Below are 23,565 nucleotides of genomic sequence, written 5' to 3' on the forward strand. Positions count from 1 at the left end.
ATGGCTGTCTGCGTGACCTGGCATCCTTCTTGCTTATTGATTAGGTGATCGCCCGGGGCCGCAGAAAGGAGATGGAACGATGAGTTTGTTGATCAATATTGACAACGGCGGCACTTTCACGGATATTTGCATTCTCCGTGAGTCGGAGGTGGTCCGGGCTAAGACCCTGACTACCCCTTTTGATCTAACCAAGTGTTTCATTGAAGTCCTGAAATCTGGGTCCACAGCCCTGTATGGGAACGAGGACATTGCCCGGCTGTTGAAGGAGACGGACTACATCCGCTATTCAACCACCGCCGGCACCAATGCCATCGTACAGAAAAAAGGGCCGCGGCTCGGCCTCATTCTGCGCGAAGGAGCGGATCCGGCGTTTCTCGCCGAGAGGCAGACCGAAAGAGATATGCTCGAGGTGATGGTCGGCGAGCGGGTCGCCGGCGTTGATCCGGCGCAAGAGGAACCGGTCCTAGAACGTTCCGTGGTCCGGGCTGTCAACCGACTGTTGTCCCAAGGGGCGAACCGGCTCGTGGTGAGCATGGACGGTCCGACGCGCGACGTTGAAGAACGAAGAATCAAACGGATTGTCCTGGAGAAGTATCCGCGTCACCTGCTCGGAGCTGTTCCGGTCCTCTTTTCTCACGAATTGGCCGATGACGAAGACGACCGGACGCGAACCTGGAGCGCGCTGATCAATTCGTTCCTCCACCCGGTGATGGAGAGGTTCTTATATAATGCCGAAAATTTTCTCAGGAATCACCGAATAAAAAACCCGCTGTTGATTTTTCACAATGACGGAAATTCCGCCCGGGTTGCCAAAACCACGGCCATCAAGACCTACGGTTCGGGACCCCGGGGCGGCATGGAAGGGGCACGGGCACTAGCACGTCATTACCGGTTGCCGGTACTCCTGACCATGGACATTGGCGGCACCACTACCGACATCGGCCTGGTCCGGGACGGCGGAGTCAAAGAGATGGTCCGAGGTGAGATCGAGGGCATCCGCACCTCCTTCCCCCTGAGCGATCTGATCAGCGTGGGGGCGGGTGGGAGCTCGGTGTTCCGCGCGGAGGGAGGGCGGATCCGGGTCGGTCCGGACAGTGTGGGGGCCGCCCCGGGACCGGCGTGTTTCGCGCGGGGCGGACAGGAGGCGACGATCACCGACGCCTACCTTTTGATGGGCATCCTTGACGCCCATTCGTATTTCGGCGGCAACATGGTCCTTGACAACAGCCGCGCCCGGCGCGCCGTGGAAGAAAAGATCGCCGCTCCGCTCGGCTTGGGACTGGAGGAGGCCCTCCTCGCTATGGAGAGAGCCTATATCGCGAAAATTGCAGAGGGTTTGTCGCAATACGTAGAGAATCCTGCCGAGACCACCCTTCTCGCATTTGGAGGCGCCGGCCCGATGAGTGCCTGTGGCGTTGCGGAGGCGGTCGGCATCCGGACCGTCATCGTCCCGCGTCTGGCGGCGGTGTTTAGTGCTTTCGGCATCAGTTTCAGCGACATCGCCCACGAATACGAGACGGTGTTGCGGAGTCGGGACGCCGCGGGCCTAGAAGAGAAGGTCTCGGAGTTACGGGAGCGGGCTAGGCGCGACATGTTCGCGGAAGGGTTCGACCTCGACGAATGCCGGCTGGAGATGGACGCGCGATATGGAGGAGACGACGGGTATGAAGTGGTCCCGCTTGAGGAGATCGCCTCCCGCCCCGATCGGCGTGACAAGCCGGGGCGTTTGCACCTGAAGGTCGTCAAACCGATTCGCCATTTCACCTTCCAACCGAGCGGGGATCTAGGGGAATACAAGCCGGAGGCCTCCCGGCATCAGTCGATCTTGCAGCCGTCGGGACAGGTGCTGGAGGTGCCGGTGTACCGATTCGAGGACCTGGAACCGGGGGCTTCGGGCCATGGGCCCGCGCTGATTGAGGACAAACTGTTCACCTGCCGGGTAGCGGAGGGTTGGAATTTTCGCGTCAACGAGAACAGAGATCTGTTTATGCGCTACGAAAGGGGGAGTCAACGATGAAGGTGGCGATGACGGAATATCTGGCGATCGACCTGAAGGAGGAGACGTGGTGCTGCCGCAAATGCGGGCAGATCCTCGCTCCCGCCCGGTCCAATTATAAAGAGGGACTCTTGGTGTATGCCCGGGATCCGCGGGAGATCCACCGCCCGATCCTGGATCCCGACCGGTACGCGTATAGCTTTGCCCCAGACCCCGATTGGGTGCGGATCGTGGAGTATTACTGTCCGGGGTGCGGGACGATGGTTGAGGTTGAATACTTGCCGCCGGGGCACCCCCCCGTCTACGACATGCAGTTCGATATCGACGCGTTAAAAGCCCGGTGGCTGAACGGCGGAAAGGAGTCGCGAGTATGAAGCGCATCAGTGTCGACATCGGCGGAACCTTTACGGACTGTTTTCTCGTATGGGACGCAAAGCAAGTGGAGGCCAAGGCCCTCACCACCCATCACAATCTGGCCCTGGGATTCATGGAAGCTCTGGACCGGGCTTGCGACGAGCTGGGGCTGGACGTCCGGACGGTGCTGTCCCAGGTCGATTCGGTCCGCTACGCCACGACCCTCGGCACCAACGCCTTGCTGGAGCGCAAGGGGCCGAAGGTGGGGCTCCTGACCACCGCCGGGTACGAAAGTTCCGTGCCCCTGAGCCGGGGCCGGGGGTATGGGGAGGGGCTGACGCCCAAGGAACAGCAGGACCTTCCGGCGGCCCGGAGACCGGATCCCCTCGTGCCCCCCACCATGATCGCCGGGGTGCGGGAGCGGGTGGATTATAAAGGGCAGGTGCTCATGCCCCTGGACGAGGAACATCTGCGGCTCCAGATCCGGCGCCTAGTGGACCGGGGCGCCCAAGCGTTTGTCGTGGCGCTGGTCAATTCCGTGGTCAATCCGGTTCACGAGAAACGGGTGGAAGAGATTTTGCTCGAGGAATATCCGTCGCACATGCTCGGAGCCATCCCTGTGATCCTGTCCCACCGGGTGGTTGGGCGTAAAGGGGAATACGGCCGGGCCACGTCGGCCATCCTCGACGCCTATCTGCACGATCAGATGTACCATGCCCTGAGCGCTCTTGAGATGACGCTGAAAGAGTACGGATACACCAAGCCGATGCTGGTGGTCCATAACACCGGCGGGATGGCCCAGCTCAACTCCACCCACGCTTTACAAACGATCCACTCCGGGCCCACATCGGGCATCAACGTGGCGGAGAGGCTGAGTGAGGAATTTGACACCGGGAAGCTGATCGCCATGGACATCGGCGGAACCAGTTGCGACATTGGTCTGGTGGTCGGCGGGGGGATCAAATTCTACGAGTTCAATCCGGTGATCGACCGTTGGTTGGTCAACGTGCCAATGCTCCACCTCAAGATCATCGGGGCCGGAGGCGGATCGATCGCCCGGTACAACCAGATTTTCAATTCGATTGAGGTGGGGCCGGAAAGCGCCGGCTCCGACCCGGGGCCTGCCTGTTACGACCGCGGCGGTATGTACCCCACGGTCACCGACGCCGATCTTTTGTTGGGATACCTGGACCCGGACCACTACGCCGGCGGTACCGTGAAGCTCAACCGGCGGCGGGCCGAGTTCGCCGTGCGGGAATACCTTTGCGAGGAACTGGGGATTTCCGTGATCGAGGCGGCCAAACAGATCAAACAGAAAGTGGACACAAACATGGCCCACGCCATGTTTCAGGAGCTCGGGGTCAAAGGGTATGACCCAAAGGATTTTACTTTGTTGGCCTACGGGGGGAACGGGCCTCTGCATGCTTGCGGCATCGCCGGGGTGCTCGGTATCGACAAAATTCTGGTTCCGCCGTTCAGTTCGATTTTCTCCGCCGTTGGGGCCGGACTGATGAACCAGTTGCACATTCACGAGCGGAATGTGTTCATCCACATCTACGACTCCAACACGCGGAAGCTGTTCGACCAATACGACCGATTCAACGCATTGGTGGCGGAGTTGGAAGACGCCGGGAGGGAAGATCTGCTGCGCCAGGGGATGAATGAAGAGGATATCCGCTTCCGCCTGGAGCTGGATATGCGGTACGGCAATCAGCGGACCGAGACCTCGGTGGTCTGCCCCACCACGCGCCTGAACAACGTCCGGGACGTGATGAACCTCATCGCCGCTTTCAGCAAGAATTACGGCGAACGGTTCGGAGAAGGCAGCCAGTCGCCGGAAGCCGGCATTCGGATTAACACCATCCGCGTCATAGCCTATGTGGAACTCGAGACCATCCCCTTCCGAAAACCCGGTGGGGCGTCCGGCCGTGTCGCCGTCGAGCCGGTCAAGGTCCGTCCCTGTCATTTCACGGGGTTGGACGGGATGGTGCAGACGGCGGTGTACGACGTCGGGCAATTGTCCCCCGGTTCGATCGTAGAGGGTCCCGCCCTCGTCGAGTCTCCGCGGACTACATATCTGGTGGAGACGGGCTGGCGGTTGGTGATGGGAGCGCAGGGTTCGGCGTGGATCCTGCGGGCGTGAGGAAGAATCCGAGACAAGGTTTACAAGGAGGAGTGGTGTTCATGTTCACCCCGCACGACAACGATCAGCAGGAACGGGAACTGGTCGAACAATTTTTGAAGGGTACCACGTTGTTTTTGGGGCCCGATCCGGCGATCATGTACGACCACGGCCTGGCGCCGATCACCGAGAGGGAGCGGGCAGCGATTGAGCGCGTGCCGGATCCCGTCATCAGCATCGTGCGCAGCAAACTTCAGGCCGCCGCCAGTGAGTCCTTCGAGATGCTGGAACAGATCGGTGCCGCACCGGGGGCGAAATGGGGCGATTTGATTACGGGAATTTACACCACCAGCGGCGATTTGTCCTTGGCCAGTTCCGGGGGCGTCCTGGCCTTTTCCACCACGGCCCAGTACGCGGTGAAATACACCTACCAATATTGGAAGGACGAGCCGACCGTGGGTATCCGGCCCGGAGACGCTTTCATGCACAACGACGCCCGCTACGGTGGTATTCACAATGCCGACCACAGCCTGATGTTGCCGGTGTTCTACGGTGGAGAGCTTGTCGCCTGGGCGGTGGCGGTCGTTCACGAGGGGGAAAACGGGGCTGTCGAACCGGGCGGGATCCCCTCCGCGGCCGAGTCGAAGTTCATGGAAGGACTGATGATGTCGCCTTTTAAAGTAGCCGAAAATTACACGCTCAAAAAAGATTTGGTGACGTTTTTGCAGAACTCCGTCCGCGAGCCGAAGCTCCAGTTGCAGGATATGAAGGCGAAACTGTCGGCTTGTATGCGCATGAAGCAGCGGATTGAGGAGGCGATCGCCGACTACGGAGTGGACGCCATCATCGCCACTTTGCGCAAGACCCTCGACGATACGGTGGAGGAGGTCAAGCGGCGCCTGCGCCAATGGCCTGACGGCACGGTGCGGGCCATGGCGGTTGCCGACGGGACTTTGCGTGAGAACATCCTGATCAAAACCAATTTGGAAGTGACGAAAAAGGGGGACGAACTGCATTTTAACCTGTCCGGATCGGCTCCGGAGTTCGCCAATCGGTCGAACAATACGATTATTGTCGGCGCCAAAGGGGTCATCGCCCAGCTATTCCTCAGCTTCATCTGGCCGGATATGCCGCGCAACCAGGCGGTGGTGGCGCCTATGAAATTCACCGTTACCCCCAAGACTATTTTTGACTGTTCCTATGAGGCGCCAAATGCCCAGAGCATGATGACGATCTTTCCGCTGTTCACGGCAGCCCAACTCTGCCTCGCAAAGTTTTTGTACAGTTCACCGGAGAAGTACACGAAAGTATTGGCCCCCTGGTACAACATGATCGCGACATTCCTCTACGGCGGGATTACGCAGAACGGCGAGATTGTCGGTAATCTCTGCGCGGACCTCAACGGGATGCCGGGAGGCGCCAGGGAGGATGCAGACGGCGAGCACGCCATCGCTCCGCTGTTTGCCGCCATGGCGGAACAGGGTGAACAGGAGTTGATCGAGGAAGAGATTCCGATGATCCAGTTGTCCCGGCGGATCATGAAAGACAACCAGGGATTCGGCAAATATCGAGGGGGACACGGCTACCAAATGATGGTGGCGGTCAAGGACACGCCATACTGGGGCCTGATGTCCACCACAATCGGGTCCAAATACCCGAGCATCTACGGGCTGTTCGGCGGGTACGGGTGTCCGGCCTATCCCCTCGCCAAGATCAAAGGCGTCAATGTGTTCCGCAAGATGCAGGAGGCGCCCGAGAACATGCGTTACACCATGGAGGACATGCTCAACGAGCGTCCTTTTGAAGAGGCTTCCTACAGCACCCACCATCGCGGTTTGCAGTTTGAACTCGTCCAGGAAGGTGAGCTCTACATCTTGACCCAGGGAGCCGGCGGCGGTTACGGGGATGTGCTGGAACGGGATCCGGAGTTGGTCATGAAGGATCTGGAAGAAGGATTGATTTCCGTCGAGGTCGCCCGGGACATCTACCGGGTGGTGTATGATCCGGACACTTTGGTGCTGGATCGGGAAGCCACAGAGCGGGCGCGGGAGGAGGAACGCCGGGCGCGCCTCCGGAGGGGGGTTCCTTTTGGAGAATTCGTCCGGGAGTGGGTCACCGAGGAACCACCGGCTCACCTGCCCTGGTACGGGTGTTGGGGAGATCCGAAGGTGGTATATGCCGGGTCGCCTCAGGTGAAGATGGCGGCGGACGCCATTCAATCGATCTATCTGCCGGATCCGAAGGATGTGCGAATCGCCGAACTGGAAGCCCGTCTCACCCGCCTGCGGGCCGAGGCCTGAGTGGCTCGGCCGGGAGACGGGAGGGAACGGCTGTGGCTGCGGAATGGTTCGGCGGCGGCGGGATCTGGATCGATTTTGTGGAATACGCTGAGCGGTTGTTCGCCGGCGGAAGGGGAGGGTTGTGGACAGACCCGGTGCAATTTCTGTCTGTATACAGCCAGGGGCAGCGGCTGCTCCAATCGGATGTGCTGAGCGTACCGATATCCTCCTTTTTTATGGGATGGCTCGACTCCCATCCGGAGATTGCGGCTCCGTGGCAAGGAAAGTCGACGACCTTTGTCTGCAAGAAACTTCTTGGCCTGGAGGAGCCGAGGCGGGTCGTGGGCGAGGTGTTGTCGGGGTTGGAGTCTTTGTTCCCGGGGCACCCCACAGCCCTCGTCACAGACTCCCCCAGGCGGTGGCTCTCGGAAGCGAGGAAGCGGACCGGGGCGGGAGGGGCCGTCGATCCGGAGGAGGACGAGATTGACGCTGCGGCGATGTATGTGGCCGATTGCCTGCGCGCGTTTTCTGGTTACCGCATTTTTGCCCTTGTGCTGGATGAGGATGAAACGGACTCGGAAAAGGTTGGCGGACTGTGGTCGCTCTATCAACCCGTTTGGAATGTTGCGGATCACTACCAATGGCTCAAGGGCGTCCGGTGGCACGGAGAGGCGGTTGCTCTGCCGGTGGGCAGGGAGGTGGATTTCGCCCTCTTTCCCTCAGTCTCGTGGGACGGGATGGCCGCTCTCTGGGAACAAGGCTTGGCGGCCGCGGGCGGACTGAATCGGGACTTCTGGAAAGAGCCCGGACCTCTGCCCGAAGCTACCGACCGGGGGCCGGGATACGGGGTCGTTCCCGCCGACGCCCATCCGGAACATGTGCTGAACCGCCTTCATGCCTTGCGCGGGGCAAAGTGACGCATGAAATGAAAATGGGAGGTTTGCAACATGGATCGTGAATTGTCGACCTTGCGGAGCTTGTTTCGCCGTGTGTTACCGATCCACGGCGACCGGCCGGCCATCGTCTTCGGAGGACAGACTCTCACCTACGATACCCTCCATCGGGCCGCCCTGCGGGTGGCCCGGGCGATGGCCCGCCGCGGGGTCGGGCCGAACCGGCGCGTCGCCCTGATGATGTCCAATTGCCCGGAATTTGTGATCAGCGATCTGGGCCTGACGTTCGCCGGCGGCACCAAGGTGCCCCTCAACGACATGCTTGGCGAAAAAGAAATCGCGTATATCCTGAAAGATTCCGGAGCCGAGCTGGCCGTGGTCGGGCCCAATTTCTTCGACGTCGTCCAAAAGATCCGCCGTGATCTGCCGGATCTGAAGACGGTGGTGGGCGTCGCCCCCGAGGAGCAGTGTCCCGACGGGTTCATATCTTGGGAAGTGTTTCAAGCCCATGAAACAGAGGAAGATATCGGGGTGGACGTCTCACCTGAGGATATGGCCCTGATCATCTACACCGGCGGCACCACCGGTCTGCCCAAAGGGGTGGTTCACACCCAAGAGAATATTGTGCTCAATCTGTTCTCCCACATCATGGAGATGGGATTGCAGGACGACGAGCGGATCCTCTTGATGTCGCCCCTGCCGCACAGCGCGGGGATGGTGCTTTTGGCCGGCTTGATCAAAGGGGCGGCCCACTATATTGAACGAAAATTTGACCCCCAATTGGTCCTGGATCGGATTGAACAGAACAAAATCACCCTCACGTTCATGGTGCCGACAATGATCTACCGGGTGATGGACCAGATCGGCGGCCGAACCTATGATCTCCGGTCCCTGCGGACCATTGTGTACGGCGCGGCGCCGATTACCGCGGAACGACTTAAACAGGGTTTGGAGATTTTCGGTCCGGTATTCATGCAACTGTACGGTCAGAGCGAGGCGCCCAATTTCATCACGCGCCTGAAAAAAGAGGATCACCGCACCGACCCGGAGGGCGTCCACCGGCTGCGCAGTTGCGGCCAGCCCGTGGCAATGAGCATAGTCAAAATCGTCGACGAACACGGCAACGAGGTGCCGCGCGGGGTGGAAGGCGAAATCGCGGCCCGTACCCTTTACACGATGGTGGGATACCATAACCAACCGGAAAAGACGGCGGAAGCCCTGCGGGACGGGTGGTTGCACACCGGAGACGTCGGGATGATGGACGAAGAGGGGTACGTGTATCTTCTGGACCGGAAGAAAGACATGATCATCAGTGGAGGCATGAACGTCTACACCACGGAGGTGGAAAACGCCATTCAGCGGCACCCTGGAGTGGCCCAGGTGGCAGTGATCGGCGTGCCGCATCCCGACTGGGGGGAGGCGGTCATGGCGATCATTGTACCCCAAGGGGGGGTGGAAGTGACCGAAGAGAGCATCCTCGAGCATTGCCGGAAGGAGTTGTCTGCCTACAAACGGCCTAAGGAAGTCCGGTTCGTCGAGGCCCTTCCGCTGACGCCCTACGGCAAGATCGACAAAAAAGCGCTGCGCGAGCCCTATTGGTCCGGGCGCGACCGGCAGGTCAACTGAAGTGAGCGCAAGGAGGAAGCGGAAATGAACCGAGTGGTAGTGGTCGGCGTTGGCATGACCCGGTTCGGCAAGCAGCCGGAGCGGAGCTTGAAGGAGTTGGCCCGGGAAGCGACGCGGGCGGCCCTGGAAGACGCGGGGATTCGTGAGTTGGCAATTGAGGCGGCGTTCGTGTCCAATGCTATGGCCGGCGCCATCTGGAGACAGGAGAGCGTGCGCGGCCAGGTCTTCCTCTCGGGCACCGAGTTGGCCGGGATTCCCATGTTCAATGTGGAGAACGCCTGCGCCAGCGGGTCGACGGCGTTTCATCTGGCCTGTCTGTCGGTCCTCTCGGGAATGTACGACACAGTGCTGGTCCTCGGCGTCGAAAAGATGATCCATCCGGATAAGGACCGGACTTTTCGCGCTTTCGAGGGTGCAACAGACGTAGAATCTCTCTGGGCGTTTCCAGGCGGTGGGGGTCGGAGCCGGCAGAGCATGTTCATGGACTATTACGCCGAGGAAGCCCGGCGCCACATGGAGTTATACGGGACGCCCGTCGAGATCTTCGCTTCAATCGCCGCGAAGAACAGCCGTCACGGGGCTCTCAATCCTTACGCCCAGTATCAGGTGCCGCAGACGGTAGAGAGTGTCATGGCCTCCCGGGTCGTCAGCGACCCCTTGCGCCTGCTGATGTGTTCGCCCTTGAGTGATGGTGCGGCGGCAGCGATCGTCGCCCGGGAGAAGACGGCGCGGCGCTGGACGAGCCGGCCGGTCTTTGTCGCCGGTTCCGTGGTACTCTCCGCCCTGACCGGTCCGGCCTCGGGCGGGACCGAGAAGAAGAGGAGCAATGTGGAGCGGGCTGCGGAACGCGTCTATGCCCAGGCCGGACTCGGTCCCCGGGACTTAGATGTGCTCGAAGTCCACGACGCGGCAGCTCCCGGGGAACTGTGGGCTTATGAACAGTTGGGGCTGTGCAGCCCCGGGGAAGGGGCCAGGCTGGTGGAGTCCGGGGACACCGCCCTGGGAGGCTCAGTGCCCGTCAACCCCGGTGGCGGGCTGATCGCTAGGGGACACCCGGTGGGAGCCACCGGGCTCGCCCAGCTCGCTGAGATCGTTTGGCAGTTGCGGGGCGAGGCGGGGGCGCGCCAAGTGGAGGGTGCCCGGACCGGCTTGACGCAAAACGCCGGCGGCTTTTTGGAAGGAGACAGTGCCGCCGTGTCGTTGCACGTGTTGACGCGGTGAGCCGATCGCCTTCGCCCTTCTGATCGCCCTTCTGATACCGACGGGAGGACAACGAGCGAGCGCTGGGCCGCTGAGCATCCTATCGGCACCTTCACATATGTAACCGGGCGGCAAAATGAATCACCAGCGCCCCCACCACAATGCCGGCAAAGGTTTCCCTCCAGTCCTCTTCCAGGGCCTCGGGCAGAATGTCCCGGGCCACCACATAAGCCATGGCCCCCCCGGCAAAGGCCAGGGCGTAGGAGACCCCGGCGGGACCGGCCTGAAACAGGTTCATCCCCATCCACGTCCCCAAGGGTGTGACAAGCCCGGCTGCCACGGTCACCGCCGTCACCATGAGCGGCGATAGGCCGGCCATGCGAAGGGGCAGGGCGATGCTCATCCCCTCGGGAACGTTGTGGAGGGCGATGGCCAAAGCCAACACCGCTCCCAAAGAGGGCGCCACCCGCTCACCGGCCACGATGGCCAGTCCCTCGGGCAGGTCGTGAAGGGCGATGGCAAAGGCGAGAAACCAGCCCAACCTCATGAGGTGTTTCTGCTCGAAATCGCCTTTCCATCCGTCCATCCCGCGCTCCACCGCGCGGCGCAGCACACTCATAAAAGCGACCCCCGCCAGGCCCCCGCCCCAAAAAGCCGCCGGCCCCCCGTGGCGAAGCGCTGAGGGCAACAGGTCGATCCCCACCACCGACGCCATTATTCCTCCGGCAATTCCGAGGCACAGCGCCAACCACCGCCGGGCCCGCTCCCCGAGAGACAAAATTAACAACCCCCCGAGAGGCGTGGCCATCCCAGACCATAGACTGATCCACAACACCGGATCCACCGCCGGGGCCCCCTCTACAACAGAAAATGGCAACCCACGGCGATGAGCAGGGCCCCGCCCACGGCTTCACTGTATCCTCCGAGCCACCTGCCCACCCGCTGCCCCACGATCAGCCCCGCCGCGGACAACAGGGCCCCGAAAACGCCAAAAAGGGCCGCGGCGCCCCAGGGATTCACATTGAATAACCCCAGCCCGAAGCCCGCCGTCAAGCTGTCAAGACTGACCCCGAAGGCGTACAAAAGCCAGCCGTAGCTGACCCCGGACCGCATCCAATCCTCCGCTTTTTCCCGCATGGAATGCCAAATCATGTGGCCTCCGATCACGATGAGAACCACAGATCCGAGCCATTGGGCCACATCGCCGATGGCATAGTGGAGATTCATGCCGAAGCTGAGACCCGCCATAGGAAAAGCCACGTGGAGGACGCCCACCGCGGCGCTGGCTCGCAGAATCTCCGCCGGGCGAGGTTTGGTCAACCCCACGCCCAGCCCCACCGAGAAGGCATCCAACCCCAAGGCCACCGCCAGCAAAAACAAGGTGGCCCACTCCTCCGGCACCATGCCGATCCCGTACCCAACCTCCGCCATAGCCGTCATCCCTTCGTCCGCATCGGTCGGGGCCGTCCCGCCCGTCTGGGACCATGTCTATGCGGACACGCCGAAGGTTAGACATCACGGGGCCACGGCGGGGCCGCCCGCAAGTCCTGCAAGGGGGAATTATGGAGTGAGGACCACCTTGATAAAACTGTCCCTTTTGCCATCGGAATGGCCGCCCTTCATGTCGCCCGGGGTACTTGAATCACCCGGTGCCCCGCCGCCTTGATCAGGCGGTTGAGGATGGCCCAGCCGATGCCTTCCGGAGGAAACGGTTCGGCGTAGATCACCTCACATCCCCGGTGATCGAAAAACCGGAGGGCCGAGAAGAGGCCGGCCGCCACCGTGGCCAGGTCCCGGCGGGTGCCGCAGGCCACCACCTCGCAGAAAGGGGGATACGCAGTCCGCCCTTCGGCGGTGGTCAACACCCCCACCCGGCGGCCGGCGGCGTGGTCGTCCGTCGCCCGGCGCACGATCTCCGCCCGGGCGGTATCCAGATCGCCCCGCAGGAGATACAACTGCCCCTTGGGGGCATAGTGCCGGTATTTCATCCCCGGAGCCAGAGGGCGGTCGACGGAAGCTTTCCAGGAGGCGTCCAGTTCCACCGGCTCCCCCAGCACGTCCTGCAGCTCTTCGGGACTGATGCCCCCCGGCCGCAGAATCACCGGCCGGCCCTGGGGCCATCCGATGACCGTGGATTCCACGCCGATCCCCGCCGCTCCGCCGTCCACCAGGAGGGGAATGCGCCCGGCCAAATCCTCCCACACGTCCTTGGCCGTGGTGGGGCTGGGGCGGCCCGAGCGGTTGGCGCTGGGCGCCGCCACCGGAATCCCGGCGACCCGCAGGATGGCGGCCGCCACAGGATGGGCGGGCATGCGGATGGCCACCGTATCCAGGCCCCCGGTGGTGCGCCGGGGCACCCGGTTCGCCGCGGGGAGAACGACGGTCAGTGGACCCGGCCAAAACGCTTCCATCAACCGCTCGGCCGCCGGGAAAATCTCTTTGGCCAGGTCATCCACTTGCCGCTTTTCGGCAATGTGTACGATGAGCGGATTATCCCCGGGGCGGCCCTTTGCGACGTAGATTTTGTCAACCGCCGCGGGATCCAAGGCGTCAGCCCCGAGCCCGTAGACCGTCTCGGTGGGAAATGCCACCGTTTCTCCCCGGGACAAAAAAGCAGCGGCCTCGAGGATAGCCGGATCGTTTTTCAACCCTTCCGGATCGTCCAGGGCCGCGGCCACACGCATCCACTTGGTTTCCATTTTCAAGCCCCCATCACCATAGATGCCGGAACCATTCCACGATTTTCATGATGAGCTCAACAATAAACCACCTTAGGACCACCGGCTGTTTATGACCATCGACACCGGGCAACTCCACGGTGGTGACGTTCCCCTTTTCGTGGAACGTGGGAACCGCGTCGCCGTTCGTCAAATCGACGAAGCACAGGGGCGGAAAGAGCACACACCACCAATTGGTCCCCAGGCCACTTCCCAACGTGATCCGCAAAGCTTCGTAACGACCGGCGGGGTACACCTGATCCCCGTAGATTTTCGTCGGAAAGGGCACCATTCCAAAATCCGCCCGCACCGGGTAGTGGAACCCCGCAGCCCGGACCTCTTCCTGGGCGATCGCCTCCGCCTGGGGCACCAGGGCGCGAAGCCGGGCCCGGGCCTCGTCGGCGGTGGTCACGCCCTTCAGGTGATCGGACACCAGTTGGATGATCTTGTCCCGAACCTTCAGTTTGACCGCCTGGTCTTCGGGGCGATCGCTGTTGGCGATGATCCGCAGGCGGATCGCCTGATTCGGGATTGGAATAACGGCCCCGTCGCTGCCTCCCGCCCCGCCCGGCGCGTCCAGAGGGGGGAGTTGTCCACCCGTCGAGAAGGCGGTCCCGGCGGGATGTGCCCCTGGGGTAAAGGCGCCCGGGGCAGCGGTCACCGGAACCCCGCTGGGCCCTTCTTGGGGCCTCCAAGACCGATCGGGAAGCAAAGCCCCGATCCACCCCACCCCCAGTGTAAGCGCCAAGGCCAAAGGGCCGACCATGACCCGCCACAGCCACACCGCCCACGGCCGGGGACGTTTCGGTTGCTGTTCTTGCTCTTCCACGGCTCATCCCCCCGCCTCACCGCTGCTGTCGTACCAGCAGTATGGCCGGCGGGGAGAAATCTTAAACCTTGCAAACCTATGATTGCATTCTGATAGAGAAGCCGTTATGAGAAGCGGCCCCAGACCACCCGTTCGATGCCCGCCAGGTCCCGGTCTGTCCCCGTTTCCATCTGGACATCAGCGGCGCCGCCCGCCACGTGACGAAGGCTCTCCTCCAGAAGGCGGCGCACCTCTCCGGCTTGGTCCGCCCCCACCTCCACCGCCACGGCGCCCGGACGGGCGAGAACTTCGGGCAACTGGGAGAAGAGGCGCCGATACACCGCCAGGCCGTCCCCGCCTCCGTCCAAGGCCGCCCGGGGTTCGAAACGGGCCACCTCGGGCTGCAGGCCCTCAATCTCCGCGGACGGAATATACGGAGGATTGGAGACGACGATATCCGCTCGCTGCTTATGGTCGAGCAACGGGAAGAGGAGATCCCCTTGTACCAGGGTGACCCGATCCGCCACCCCGTGCCGCCATATATTCCGGGAAGCCACCTGAAACGCCCCGGGTGATACGTCGATGCCAACGATCCGGACCCCGGGCCAGTGGTGAGCCAGGGCCACAGCCAGGGCGCCGCTGCCTGTACCCACATCGGCGATCAGCGGGCGTTCCCACATGGAGCGCCACCCCAGAACCCGCTCCACCAGCCCTTCGGTCTCCGGGCGGGGAATGAGGACCTCGGGGCCGACTTCGAGTTCCAACCCGTAAAACTCCACCACCCCGGTGATGTACTGCAGGGGCTCCCGACGGGCCCGGCGGCTGACACCTTCGGCAATCCGCCGCTCCTCTTCCGGGGTGAGCACCCGGTCCGGATGAGCGTAGAGATACGCTTTGCCCACGCCCAGCACCCGCTGGATGAGCACCTCGGCGCTCAACCGAGCATCCTCCACCCCGGCTTTTCGCAACTGCGCCACGGCCGCCTTCAATGCTTCGTGAACAGTCACGGGGAGGTTCCTCACTGGGCAATGGATAATTTCTCCACTCGATCCGCGGCGATCAAGGCGTGGATGATCTCGTCCAAATCGCCGTCGAGCACGGCGTCAAGGCGGTGGAGGGTCAGGCCGATGCGGTGGTCGGTGACGCGATTCTGGGGAAAATTATACGTGCGAATCCGCTCGCTGCGGTCCCCGGTGCCCACCAGGCTTTTACGGGTTTGGGCCAGCTCCTCCTGCTGCTCCCGGTGATATTTTTCGTACAACCGCGCCCGGAGGACCCGCATGGCTTTCTCCCGGTTTTTGAGCTGGGATTTCTCATCTTGGCAGGACACGACGATGCCGGTGGGAAGGTGGGTGATCCGCACCGCGGACTGGGTGGTGTTTACGCTCTGTCCCCCCGGACCCGTGGAACAAAATGTATCGATGCGAAGATCCTTCTCGTGGATCTCCACCTCGACCTCTTCCACCTCGGGCATGACGGCCACGGTGGCCGTGGACGTGTGGATGCGGCCTCCGGATTCGGTGGTGGGCACCCGCTGGACCCGGTGGGCCCCGCTTTCAAATTTTAACCGGCTGTAAGCCCCCCGGCCCTGAACGCTGAAGACCACTTCTTTGAAGCCTCCAAGATCGGTGGGGTGAGAATCGATCATCTCCACCCGCCATCCTTGGCGCTCCGCATATCGGGTGTACATGCGAAACAGGTCGGCGGCGAACAAAGAGGCCTCCTCGCCGCCGGCGGCGCCGCGGATCTCCACGATGACATTTTTATCGTCGTTGGGGTCCCTGGGCAAAAGAAGAATCTGGAGTTTGGCCTCCAGCTCTTCCCGCCGATGCCCCAGGGCGGCAATCTCCGATTTCACCCATTCCCGCATCTCCTCGTCCAGGCGCTCCTCAAACATCTCTTTGGCCTCGCGGAGAGCGGAAACCACCTGTTTATACTCCCGGTACGTTTGAACGGTCTCTTCGAGATCGGCCTGTTCCTTGGAATAGGTCCGCAGTTTCTCCGGATCGGCCAGGACGTCGGGGTCGCACAGGCGGCGGCTCAGATCCTCATAGCGTTCCTCGATCGCCTGAAGTTTGTCCCACATGGTCATTCCTCCTTGACCGTATCGCCCAGCCGCACATAAACGATACCATTCTAACATTATAAAGGAATTCCCTGGCCGGGAAAACCGAAGGAGGCGAAAATGCGGGATTTTCCTCTTTCGTCCCCGGTCAATTGGTTGTACAATGGGGATCGGTGTTTCGATTCGGGGGTGAGTAGGGTGAAACAGGCAGAACTTGATGAATGGGCCAAGGAGTTGGCACCGGAACTGGGGGAATCTCCGGCCCGCACCCGGGAGTTGGTGCAGGCGGTGTACGACGGGCTTGCCCGCTACAACGCTCTTGAATCTTTCCCCGCAGAGACGATCCGGACGACGATCCGCTGTCACCTCAAGGCCTTTTGGCCGCGGTTTCGCACGGCTTCGGGGCCTGGCGGACGGTCCATCAGCCGATAAACGTTACAAAGCCACCGACGCCGGTGGCTTTGATTGTGCATGTTCACGTTTTGAGTCCGGGGTCACGGGCCTCGAAAGGGAGGTGCCGGAGTGGGCGGTGTGTTGACCGAATTCCTGGCCGGGGAGGGCGCGGGGGGTTCGAGTTTGGGCTTGACCGCAGGAATCTGTCGCTGCCACTGGTCGATCCTCGACTGAAAATCGCTCACCGGTCTTCCCGCCCGCACGGCGTCGGCCACGTCTTCAATCTGCCGCAGCAAGGTCCGGTCTTCGGTGATATGCGCCTCGTTGATGACCGGCGCCGTGATCAGAAGCCGCTGGCGAATCTCGGTTTTCACTTGCTCCGTGCGCTCGGCGTCCCGAATGGGCATGGATACGCGAATTCCAATGAAAGCCCGGTGATTCCGGACCACTGCCGCCGCCGACTGCACCCCGGGTACCGAAGAGGCCACATCCGCCAATCGGTCGGCCAAAGCCGCCTCTCCGCCAGCCACACCCGCACCGGAGCGGGGAGATGGCAGGGTCCCCAGACTAACCGGCGGGTTCAGGACGTCTTGTCCGTGTGCCCAACGGTTGCGGTCCCCGTCGCCGTCCACATCGATCCGCGACCGGTCCATCTTCGGCGCGGCGGGGGGTTGGGCCCCGGCACCGGGCTGCCCGATCCCGCATCCCGCGATCACCAGGACCGCCCCCACCGCCGCAGCGGCACCGCTCCGCCAATTTCTCCGCCTCTGCCTCATCGCGTCACCTCCTCACCTCGGCTTTAATGTGCCCAGGTGAGAAAGGATTGAAACAACAAAGCCGACTCCCATCCTTCCGGAAGCGATCCGGGGAGCCGGCTCATCGGCGGAATGCCGCATGGCCATTCACATGTTGTATTTCTTCTTAAACCGCTCGACGCGCCCGCCGGTGTCGACAAACTTCTGCTTGCCGGTGAAAAACGGATGGCATTTCGAGCAGATCTCCACCCGCAGGTTCTCTTTTACCGAGCCGGTCTCAAAAGTTTCCCCGCAGGCACACGTCACTTTTGTAATCTTAAACTCCGGATGAATTCCAGCCTTCACGAACACTCACCTGCCTTCCTCGGACACCTCCGCACAAAACGAAAGCGCCAAGGTACATTATATCGCCATCGCACCGTAGATCGCAATGGAAAGTTCGCCCGCCGCCCCTCACCATTTTGGCCGATGCTCTTGGAGGTCTTTCATCATATTGGCAAAGGTTTCTCGGTCGATCTCTCCCCGGGCGTAGCGCTCGCGCAGCACCTGTTCCGCCCGGTCGCCGGACCACCCGCCCCCGGGAGCGGCGTGTCCACCGTACCGCCTGACCAAGAAAACGATAAACCAGATCACCAAGCCCACAATGATAATCCACAGGAGAAAGCCAAGTCCCATCATGCCAAACATGCCCATCGGCCACCACCCCCAATCTGTGCCCGGTCCGACACCAGGTCCATATCCGTACATCATTCACTCATCCCCCTTGCTTGGGCTGAGGGCACCAAAGGCATTGGGTCCGCGGCACCCTGCAATTTTATTGTATCATGAAGAAGGGACGGCCAACACGTTACGGCTTGGAACAAAGGCGAATTCTTCGCATCTTTTGCCGGAAAACTCTTGTTCTTCCACTTCAACCCGTTATTCTCATGCTGAACAAAATCCGCGGAGGCCGGGCTCCAGCGCCTCACCGTGCAGAAAGGGTGATCGTGTATGAAAATTGTGATTGCTCCAGATTCGTATAAAGGTAGTCTAAGCGCCGTGAAGGTGGCGGCGGCCATGGCAAGGGCGGCCCGGGAGGTGTTCCCAGACGCCCAGGTGGAGGAGATCCCCATGGCCGATGGCGGCGAAGGCACGGTAGACGCACTGGCAGCCGCGACGGGGGGCCGGCGCGTGCAAACCCGGGTGACGGGCCCGCTCGGCGCCCCGGTTGAAGCCACCTTCGCCATCCTCGGGGACAGCCGCACGGCGGTGATCGAGATGGCCCAAGCGTCGGGGCTGCCCTTGATCCCAAAGGATCGGCGGGATCCCGGCCGGGCGTCCACCTTCGGTACCGGCGAGTTAATCCGGGCAGCTCTGGACGAAGGATGTGATACACTCTTGATCGGCCTGGGGGGGTCGGCGACCAACGATGCCGGCGCGGGTATGTTGCAGGCTTTGGGAGCCCGGATCGTCGATGCGGAAGGCCAGGATCTCCCTCCCGGCGGTCTCGCCCTGGCCCGGGCAGCCCGGGTCGATCTTCAACACCTGGATCCCCGGCTGGCTGGCGTACGGGTCCGGGCCGCCTGCGACGTGGACAATCCCTTGATCGGCCCCCAGGGCGCCAGCGCAATATTCGGCCCACAGAAAGGCGCCACTCCCGAACTGGTACGGACGTTGGACGAGGCTCTGGAACATTTTGGCCGGTTGCTTGAGGCCGCCACCGGGCGGAGCGTCCTGGATCTGCCGGGGGCAGGCGCGGCGGGAGGACTCGGGGCCGGTCTAGTGGCCGGGCTCGGCGCCTCCCTGGAACGCGGCGTGGGCTTGGTGGCCGAAGCGGTCAAGCTTCCCGACCGAGTGCGGGACGCAGATTTGGTCCTGACAGGAGAAGGAAATACGGACCACCAGACCGCCCGCGGAAAAACGCCAATGGGCGTACTGGAGATCGCCGCTTCCCTGGGTGTGCCGGTCGTGATTTTGTCCGGTGGACTGGGGCCTGGATATGATGAGCTTCGCCGGATCGGGCCCGCGGCCTGTTTTAGCGCGGTACCCGGACCGTGCACATTGGATGAAGCCATTGCCGCCGGAGAAGCTGGGGTTTACCGTGCAGCCAAAGAGATCTTGCTCACCTGGCGAATGGCCAGGGGAATTCGCTGAGGCGATGAAACCCGTTCGCAATCTTCGGGGCGGTCGCGGGAGGTCTGGAAAAGTCTAAGGCCCCCTTTAAGCCCGGGCACTGCGCTCCCGCACATCCAGCGTAGCCAGAAACTCGGCGTTTGTCTTTGTCTCTTTCAGTTTCTTCAGGAATAGTTCGGTGAAGTCCGGGGTATCACTCATGGCCCGCCGCATGGCCCAAAGGCGGTCCAGTTGCTCCGGGGTGAGGAGCAACTCTTCCCGCCGGGTGCCCGAGCGCCGGATGTCGATGGCCGGGAAAATCCGCTTTTCGGCCAGGCGCCGATCGAGGTGAAGTTCCATATTGCCGGTTCCCTTGAATTCTTCGTAGATCACATCGTCCATTCGAGATCCGGTGTCGATGAGGGCTGTGGCGAGGATGGTCAGGCTGCCGCCTTCCTCGATGTTCCGGGCGGCTCCGAAAAAGCGTTTGGGCCGGTGGAACGCGGCGGGGTCGATTCCGCCGGACAGAGTGCGGCCACTCGGGGGAATGACCAAATTGTACGCCCGGGCGAGGCGGGTAATGCTGTCCAGGAGAATGACCACGTCCCGCTTGTGCTCCACCAGGCGCTGGGCGCGTTCCAGAACCAGCTCGGCCACCTTAATATGATTGTCGGGCACTTCGTCAAAGGTCGAGGCCACCACTTCGCCCTTGACAGAACGCTGCATATCGGTCACTTCTTCCGGCCGCTCGTCTATCAGCAGAATAAACAACTCGATCTCCGGATAGTTGGTGCCGATGCTGTTGGCGATCTCTTTGAGAAGAAGGGTCTTCCCGGCTTTGGGCGGCGCGACGATCAGCCCCCGCTGGCCGAGCCCCACCGGAGCGATCAGGTCGATGATTCGCGCCGACAGCCGGTCCGGAGTCGTTTCCAAGATGAGCTTTTTATTCGGAAAAAGCGGGGTCAGCGCGGCAAAATGCAGCCGTTCCGCGGCAGCTTCCGGGCTCGTGCCATTCACCGCCTCGACGTGCAGCAAACCGAAATACCGCTCGTTGTCCTTGGGCGGCCGAACCTTTCCCGACACTCGGTCCCCGGTCCGCAAGTCAAACCGGCGAATCTGGGAAGCGGCCACATAGATGTCCTCGTTGCTGGGCAGATAGCCGATGGGCCGCAGAAATCCGTAGCCATCGGGCATGATCTCCAATACGCCCTCGGCAAACATGAACCCGTCCCGTTCGGCCAGCGCTTTCAAGATGGCAAAAATCAATTCTTTTTTCTTCATCTGGCCATAATGCTGAATTTGGTATTCTTTCGCCAGCTTATACAACTCGGTGAGTTTTTTCGATTCCAATTCCCCAATGTGCAAATGCTGTCACCTGCATTTCGGATAATTTCATGCATAACCTGGCCCGGCCCGGGAACCCGGCCAACGTTGAACAAACGGCGAGCTTCGAAACGGTGAAACCTTATCAGGAAGGTGGAATGGAAGGAGGCAGTTGGGGCCGGTGCCAAACCGGCAGCCGGCCATCAGCGAAGAACGAGATGAGGTTTGCGGTCCAACCGGTGTCTCGCTTCAATGAACCGGACGGTGCCCGTTCTCGCACGCATGACCAGCGAGTGTGTCTTGGCCGTGTTTTTCGACAAAAACCGCACGCCGTGAAGCAATTCCCCTTCGGTGACCCCGGTGGCGGCAAAGATCGCATCGTCCCCGCGCACCAAATCTTCCAGGGTTAGCACCTTCCGGGGATCACCGATCCCCATCGTCCGACAGCGTTCCCGCTCGGCATCGTCCTGGGGAACCAGGCGTCCTTGGAACTCACCGCCCAGACATTTTAACGCGGCGGCAGCCAGGACCCCCTCCGGAGCTCCGCCGGTCCCGAACATGATGTCCACTCCGACTTCCTCGAAAGCCGTATTGATGGCTGCCGCGACATCTCCGTCGGTGATGAGTTTAATCCGCGCGCCGGCACTGCGGATCTCTTCAATCAAGGATTCGTGGCGCGGGCGATCGAGCAGGATGGCCACCACTTCACTGATATGTTTATCATTGGCTTTGGCGACTTCCATCAAATTCTCTTTCACCGTGGCATCCAGGTGGATCCTTCCTTTGGCCCGGGGGCCCGCGGCGATCTTCTCCATGTACATGTCCGGGGCGTGCAGCAGGGTTCCCCGGGGCGCCGCTGCCACCACCGTAATGGCGTTCCACAATCCCTTGGCGACGATGTTCGTGCCCTCCAAGGGATCCACAGCCACATCGACCTCCGGGGCGCTCCCGGTTCCGAGGTGTTCCCCGATATACAACATCGGGGCCTCGTCCATCTCCCCTTCACCGATCACCACAATACCGTTCATGTTCACCGTGTCAAACATGCGGCGCATCGCCGTGGTGGCGGCGTCATCGGCCTCCATCTTCTTGCCGGTGCCCATCCACCGCGCCGAGGCCAGGGCGGCCACCTCGGTCACCCGAACCAATTCCATGGCTAATTCCCGTTCCACCCGGTCCGCCTCCCTACGATCACTCTCCACCTTTAACTATAGCACGACAAAGCCGTCTCCAAAAGCACGCCCAGGCAGGAAGCGACCCATACGATATGAATCTATCAAGTGACGGGTTCGATATTCGAGATGAATTTCGGGTACGGAGGTGGTCGGGGTGCGGAGGTGGATCGGCGTCGCTTTAGCCCTCTTGATCGCCCTGGGATCCACGTCCCTGGTGGTCAAGACCGCCGCTTATCCCGAACGCTCCTGGGTTCAATTGGCTGCAGCCGCCGCGCATTACGCGCATAGGACCTTTGAAAGCGAATGGGCCAAGGCCTTTGCCTCCCGGGAGGAGCCCGCTGCCCGGGATGTCGCTCCCGGAAAGCCGCAGACCGCTTCACCCATCACCTATGAGATCGAGGCCAAGTTAGACCCTCAACAACATCAGATCCGCGGCCGAGAAACCGTGGAATGGCGGGAGCCCTTGCCGAGCCCGGTCCACTTCTATCTCTATCCCCTAAATCCCGGCGGCATTCAGGTTCACGGGGTATACCGAGATGGAAAGAGCGTCCCCTATCAGGTGCTGGGGGAACAACTGCTGATACAAGTCGGGTCCGGGACTTCCAAACGGCTGACCCTGGAGTTTACCACAGACATCCCCAGCGGCGGGACCCGTTACGGGGAGCGGGACGGGGTATGGATTCTCGCCTATTGGTATCCCATCCTCGCATCCCTGGATCAAACAGGTTGGATCACTCCACCTCCGTCCAAGGGATTCGGTGAACCCTATATCGTCGACACCGCGGACTACCGGGTCACATGGACGGCACCGAAGGGGATGACTTGGTACGCCTCTGCCCCGGCGCAAAGCGCCGTGCCCTCGGGTGATGGGACGGTCACCGTCAAGATGGACGGACGCGCCCTGCGCAATTTTGCCCTGGTGGGGTCGGCGGGGTACCAGGACACAACCCTGACTTTGGCTGACGGCTTGACGGTCCACCTCGGCCTCCTCGCCCCGGAACACCGCGTTGCACTTGAAGCCACGGCAACGGCGGCCTTGAACCTTTACCGCGCCCGATTTGGCCCCTTGCCGACCCAGGCGGTGGCCTTGGTGGAGACTCCGCCCGGCACCACCTTCGCCCAGGAGCTGCCAAATTTAGCGCTGATCGACGTTGACCTGTGGAACGGGCAGATGCCCGAGCAGGACGCCGACCGGTGGACGGCCCACGAACTCGCCCATCTGTGGTGGTATAGCGCCGTGGGCGATTACGAAGGGCTGACGCCGTGGATGGATGAAGGGCTGGCGGATTACAGCTCCTATCTTTATGAAGAAAGCCGATACGGCCCGGAAGCGTACGAAGCGGCCATGAATCGCCTGACGAGTTGGTTTCGGGAAGGTCGGTCTTATTCGCCGGGCCACCCGGGCGTTGCCCTTCCCACCCGGGACCTCGGGGCAACAGAGCGGCCCTATGAAGATTTTGACACCGAATGGCAGTATTACTTCCTCGAATATCTCCGCCCCGTCCTCATGTACCGGGATCTGCGCCAGGCCATGGGGGACGACCGGTTTTTCTCCTGGCTGCAAACCCTCTACCGTCAACACGTGGGCGAGGTCCTCACCGCGGACCGGTGGCGGGACAGCCTACAGCAGGCCGACCCCGCAGCCCTGGAGCGGGCAAACTTGTGGCTCGACGCCCCTTATCGCACTGTCCTTCGCCAGCTGGATCCGGGCGGCAATCTGCATCCTGCGAACGAGACACCGTGAAACACCGCCGGCCGGCTGTCGAGT

General features: G+C 61.8%; 21 protein-coding genes. 10 read left to right on the plus strand and 11 right to left on the minus strand.

The genetic code is table 11. From position 1 onward, the window contains the following. Window positions 1-79: 79 nt before the first annotated feature. The 7 genes from CVV65_RS16060 to CVV65_RS16090 are packed head-to-tail and all read left to right on the plus strand — an operon-like array spanning window position 80 to window position 10,491. Window positions 80-2,017: a hydantoinase/oxoprolinase family protein gene (locus tag CVV65_RS16060; protein ID WP_100668996.1), complete on the plus strand. Its 1,938-nt coding sequence runs from the start codon at window positions 80-82 to the stop codon at window positions 2,015-2,017. Continuing rightward, on the plus strand, window positions 2,014-2,370 hold the full coding sequence (locus tag CVV65_RS16065) for an acetone carboxylase subunit gamma (protein WP_100668997.1): 357 nt from the start codon (window positions 2,014-2,016) through the stop codon (window positions 2,368-2,370). The genes CVV65_RS16060 and CVV65_RS16065 overlap by 4 nt, the downstream gene beginning before the upstream one ends. Then, on the plus strand, window positions 2,367-4,493 hold the full coding sequence (locus CVV65_RS16070) for a hydantoinase/oxoprolinase family protein (RefSeq protein WP_100668998.1): 2,127 nt from the start codon (window positions 2,367-2,369) through the stop codon (window positions 4,491-4,493). Before CVV65_RS16065 ends, CVV65_RS16070 begins: the two co-directional genes overlap by 4 nt. 41 nt (window positions 4,494-4,534) lie before the next feature. Next, entirely contained in the window at window positions 4,535-6,772 is a 2,238-nt protein-coding gene (locus tag CVV65_RS16075) for a hydantoinase B/oxoprolinase family protein (RefSeq protein WP_100668999.1), read from the plus strand. A 32-nt stretch (window positions 6,773-6,804) separates the two neighbouring features. Then, window positions 6,805-7,668: a hypothetical protein gene (locus CVV65_RS16080; RefSeq protein ID WP_100669000.1), complete on the plus strand. Its 864-nt coding sequence runs from the start codon at window positions 6,805-6,807 to the stop codon at window positions 7,666-7,668. 30 nt (window positions 7,669-7,698) lie between these two features. Continuing rightward, window positions 7,699-9,270: a class I adenylate-forming enzyme family protein gene (locus tag CVV65_RS16085; RefSeq protein WP_100669001.1), complete on the plus strand. Its 1,572-nt coding sequence runs from the start codon at window positions 7,699-7,701 to the stop codon at window positions 9,268-9,270. Between the two features lie 24 nt (window positions 9,271-9,294). Further along, complete coding sequence (locus CVV65_RS16090; protein WP_100669002.1) at window positions 9,295-10,491, plus strand: thiolase family protein; 1,197 nt, start codon at window positions 9,295-9,297, stop codon at window positions 10,489-10,491. A 91-nt stretch (window positions 10,492-10,582) separates the two neighbouring features. Here the strand turns inward: CVV65_RS16090 and CVV65_RS16095 are convergent, their stop codons facing one another. The 6 genes from CVV65_RS16095 to prfA all read right to left on the minus strand — a co-directional run bounded on the left by CVV65_RS16095 (window position 10,583) and on the right by prfA (window position 16,081). Further along, a complete protein-coding gene (locus CVV65_RS16095) occupies window positions 10,583-11,314 on the minus strand; it encodes a ZIP family metal transporter (protein WP_100669003.1) in 732 nt (243 codons plus the stop codon). Window positions 11,315-11,328: 14 nt separating this feature from the next. Then, window positions 11,329-11,910: a manganese efflux pump MntP gene (locus tag CVV65_RS16100; protein ID WP_100669004.1), complete on the minus strand. Its 582-nt coding sequence runs from the start codon at window positions 11,908-11,910 to the stop codon at window positions 11,329-11,331. A 179-nt stretch (window positions 11,911-12,089) separates the two neighbouring features. Beyond that, window positions 12,090-13,169 carry an L-threonylcarbamoyladenylate synthase gene (locus tag CVV65_RS16105; RefSeq protein ID WP_100669005.1) on the minus strand — a complete coding sequence of 360 codons (1,080 nt, stop codon included), beginning with the start codon at window positions 13,167-13,169 and terminating at the stop codon, window positions 12,090-12,092. 13 nt (window positions 13,170-13,182) lie between these two features. Continuing rightward, window positions 13,183-14,016 (minus strand): stage II sporulation protein R, encoded by an 834-nt coding sequence (gene spoIIR / locus CVV65_RS16110; protein ID WP_100669006.1) that lies wholly within the window; start codon window positions 14,014-14,016, stop codon window positions 13,183-13,185. 104 nt (window positions 14,017-14,120) lie between these two features. Then, window positions 14,121-15,002 (minus strand): peptide chain release factor N(5)-glutamine methyltransferase, encoded by an 882-nt coding sequence (gene prmC / locus CVV65_RS16115; protein ID WP_198592067.1) that lies wholly within the window; start codon window positions 15,000-15,002, stop codon window positions 14,121-14,123. Between the two features lie 11 nt (window positions 15,003-15,013). Next, the gene (gene prfA / locus CVV65_RS16120) at window positions 15,014-16,081 is read right to left on the minus strand and encodes a peptide chain release factor 1 (RefSeq protein WP_100669008.1); all 1,068 of its coding nucleotides are present in this window, start codon (window positions 16,079-16,081) and stop codon (window positions 15,014-15,016) included. A 177-nt stretch (window positions 16,082-16,258) separates the two neighbouring features. On the opposite strand from prfA, the gene CVV65_RS16125 reads away from it, so the two are divergent. Next, window positions 16,259-16,492, plus strand: coding sequence for a hypothetical protein (locus CVV65_RS16125; protein WP_013077144.1), 234 nt, complete (start codon window positions 16,259-16,261; stop codon window positions 16,490-16,492). 62 nt (window positions 16,493-16,554) lie between these two features. On the opposite strand, the gene CVV65_RS16130 is transcribed toward CVV65_RS16125, so the two are convergent. From CVV65_RS16130 to CVV65_RS16140, 3 genes are all read right to left on the minus strand, one after another. Beyond that, the gene (locus CVV65_RS16130) at window positions 16,555-17,229 is read right to left on the minus strand and encodes a YhcN/YlaJ family sporulation lipoprotein (protein ID WP_100669010.1); all 675 of its coding nucleotides are present in this window, start codon (window positions 17,227-17,229) and stop codon (window positions 16,555-16,557) included. A gap of 126 nt (window positions 17,230-17,355) precedes the next feature. Continuing rightward, window positions 17,356-17,553 carry a 50S ribosomal protein L31 gene (gene rpmE / locus CVV65_RS16135; RefSeq protein WP_041306519.1) on the minus strand — a complete coding sequence of 66 codons (198 nt, stop codon included), beginning with the start codon at window positions 17,551-17,553 and terminating at the stop codon, window positions 17,356-17,358. A 108-nt stretch (window positions 17,554-17,661) separates the two neighbouring features. Then, window positions 17,662-17,958: an SHOCT domain-containing protein gene (locus tag CVV65_RS16140; protein WP_197945653.1), complete on the minus strand. Its 297-nt coding sequence runs from the start codon at window positions 17,956-17,958 to the stop codon at window positions 17,662-17,664. Window positions 17,959-18,198: 240 nt separating this feature from the next. On the opposite strand from CVV65_RS16140, the gene CVV65_RS16145 reads away from it, so the two are divergent. Then, window positions 18,199-19,341, plus strand: coding sequence for a glycerate kinase (locus CVV65_RS16145; protein ID WP_100669011.1), 1,143 nt, complete (start codon window positions 18,199-18,201; stop codon window positions 19,339-19,341). Between the two features lie 66 nt (window positions 19,342-19,407). Here the strand turns inward: CVV65_RS16145 and rho are convergent, their stop codons facing one another. Further along, window positions 19,408-20,664 (minus strand): transcription termination factor Rho, encoded by a 1,257-nt coding sequence (gene rho / locus CVV65_RS16150; RefSeq protein ID WP_100669012.1) that lies wholly within the window; start codon window positions 20,662-20,664, stop codon window positions 19,408-19,410. A 161-nt stretch (window positions 20,665-20,825) separates the two neighbouring features. Continuing rightward, window positions 20,826-21,794 carry a class II fructose-bisphosphatase gene (glpX, locus tag CVV65_RS16155; protein ID WP_100669013.1) on the minus strand — a complete coding sequence of 323 codons (969 nt, stop codon included), beginning with the start codon at window positions 21,792-21,794 and terminating at the stop codon, window positions 20,826-20,828. Window positions 21,795-21,951: 157 nt separating this feature from the next. Between glpX and CVV65_RS16160 the strand changes: the two genes are divergently transcribed. Next, window positions 21,952-23,541: a gluzincin family metallopeptidase gene (locus CVV65_RS16160; protein WP_100669014.1), complete on the plus strand. Its 1,590-nt coding sequence runs from the start codon at window positions 21,952-21,954 to the stop codon at window positions 23,539-23,541. Window positions 23,542-23,565: the final 24 nt, after the last annotated feature.

Origin of the sequence: Kyrpidia spormannii (assembly GCF_002804065.1) — a bacterium.
GTDB lineage: Bacteria > Bacillota > Bacilli > Kyrpidiales > Kyrpidiaceae > Kyrpidia > Kyrpidia spormannii.

What these genes read in the sequence shown, in the direction of transcription:
- CVV65_RS16060 (WP_100668996.1), top strand. Translation starts at nt 80, where the DNA reads ATGAGTTTGTTGATCAATATTGACAACGGCGGCACTTTCACGGATATT.
- CVV65_RS16065 (WP_100668997.1), top strand. Translation starts at nt 2,014, where the DNA reads ATGAAGGTGGCGATGACGGAATATCTGGCGATCGACCTGAAGGAGGAG.
- CVV65_RS16070 (WP_100668998.1), top strand. Translation starts at nt 2,367, where the DNA reads ATGAAGCGCATCAGTGTCGACATCGGCGGAACCTTTACGGACTGTTTT.
- CVV65_RS16075 (WP_100668999.1), top strand. Translation starts at nt 4,535, where the DNA reads ATGTTCACCCCGCACGACAACGATCAGCAGGAACGGGAACTGGTCGAA.
- CVV65_RS16085 (WP_100669001.1), top strand. Translation starts at nt 7,699, where the DNA reads ATGGATCGTGAATTGTCGACCTTGCGGAGCTTGTTTCGCCGTGTGTTA.
- CVV65_RS16090 (WP_100669002.1), top strand. Translation starts at nt 9,295, where the DNA reads ATGAACCGAGTGGTAGTGGTCGGCGTTGGCATGACCCGGTTCGGCAAG.
- CVV65_RS16100 (WP_100669004.1), bottom strand. Translation starts at nt 11,910, where the DNA reads ATGACGGCTATGGCGGAGGTTGGGTACGGGATCGGCATGGTGCCGGAG.
- CVV65_RS16105 (WP_100669005.1), bottom strand. Translation starts at nt 13,169, where the DNA reads ATGGAAACCAAGTGGATGCGTGTGGCCGCGGCCCTGGACGATCCGGAA.
- prfA (WP_100669008.1), bottom strand. Translation starts at nt 16,081, where the DNA reads ATGTGGGACAAACTTCAGGCGATCGAGGAACGCTATGAGGATCTGAGC.
- CVV65_RS16130 (WP_100669010.1), bottom strand. Translation starts at nt 17,229, where the DNA reads ATGAGGCAGAGGCGGAGAAATTGGCGGAGCGGTGCCGCTGCGGCGGTG.
- CVV65_RS16140 (WP_197945653.1), bottom strand. Translation starts at nt 17,958, where the DNA reads ATGATGTACGGATATGGACCTGGTGTCGGACCGGGCACAGATTGGGGG.
- CVV65_RS16145 (WP_100669011.1), top strand. Translation starts at nt 18,199, where the DNA reads ATGAAAATTGTGATTGCTCCAGATTCGTATAAAGGTAGTCTAAGCGCC.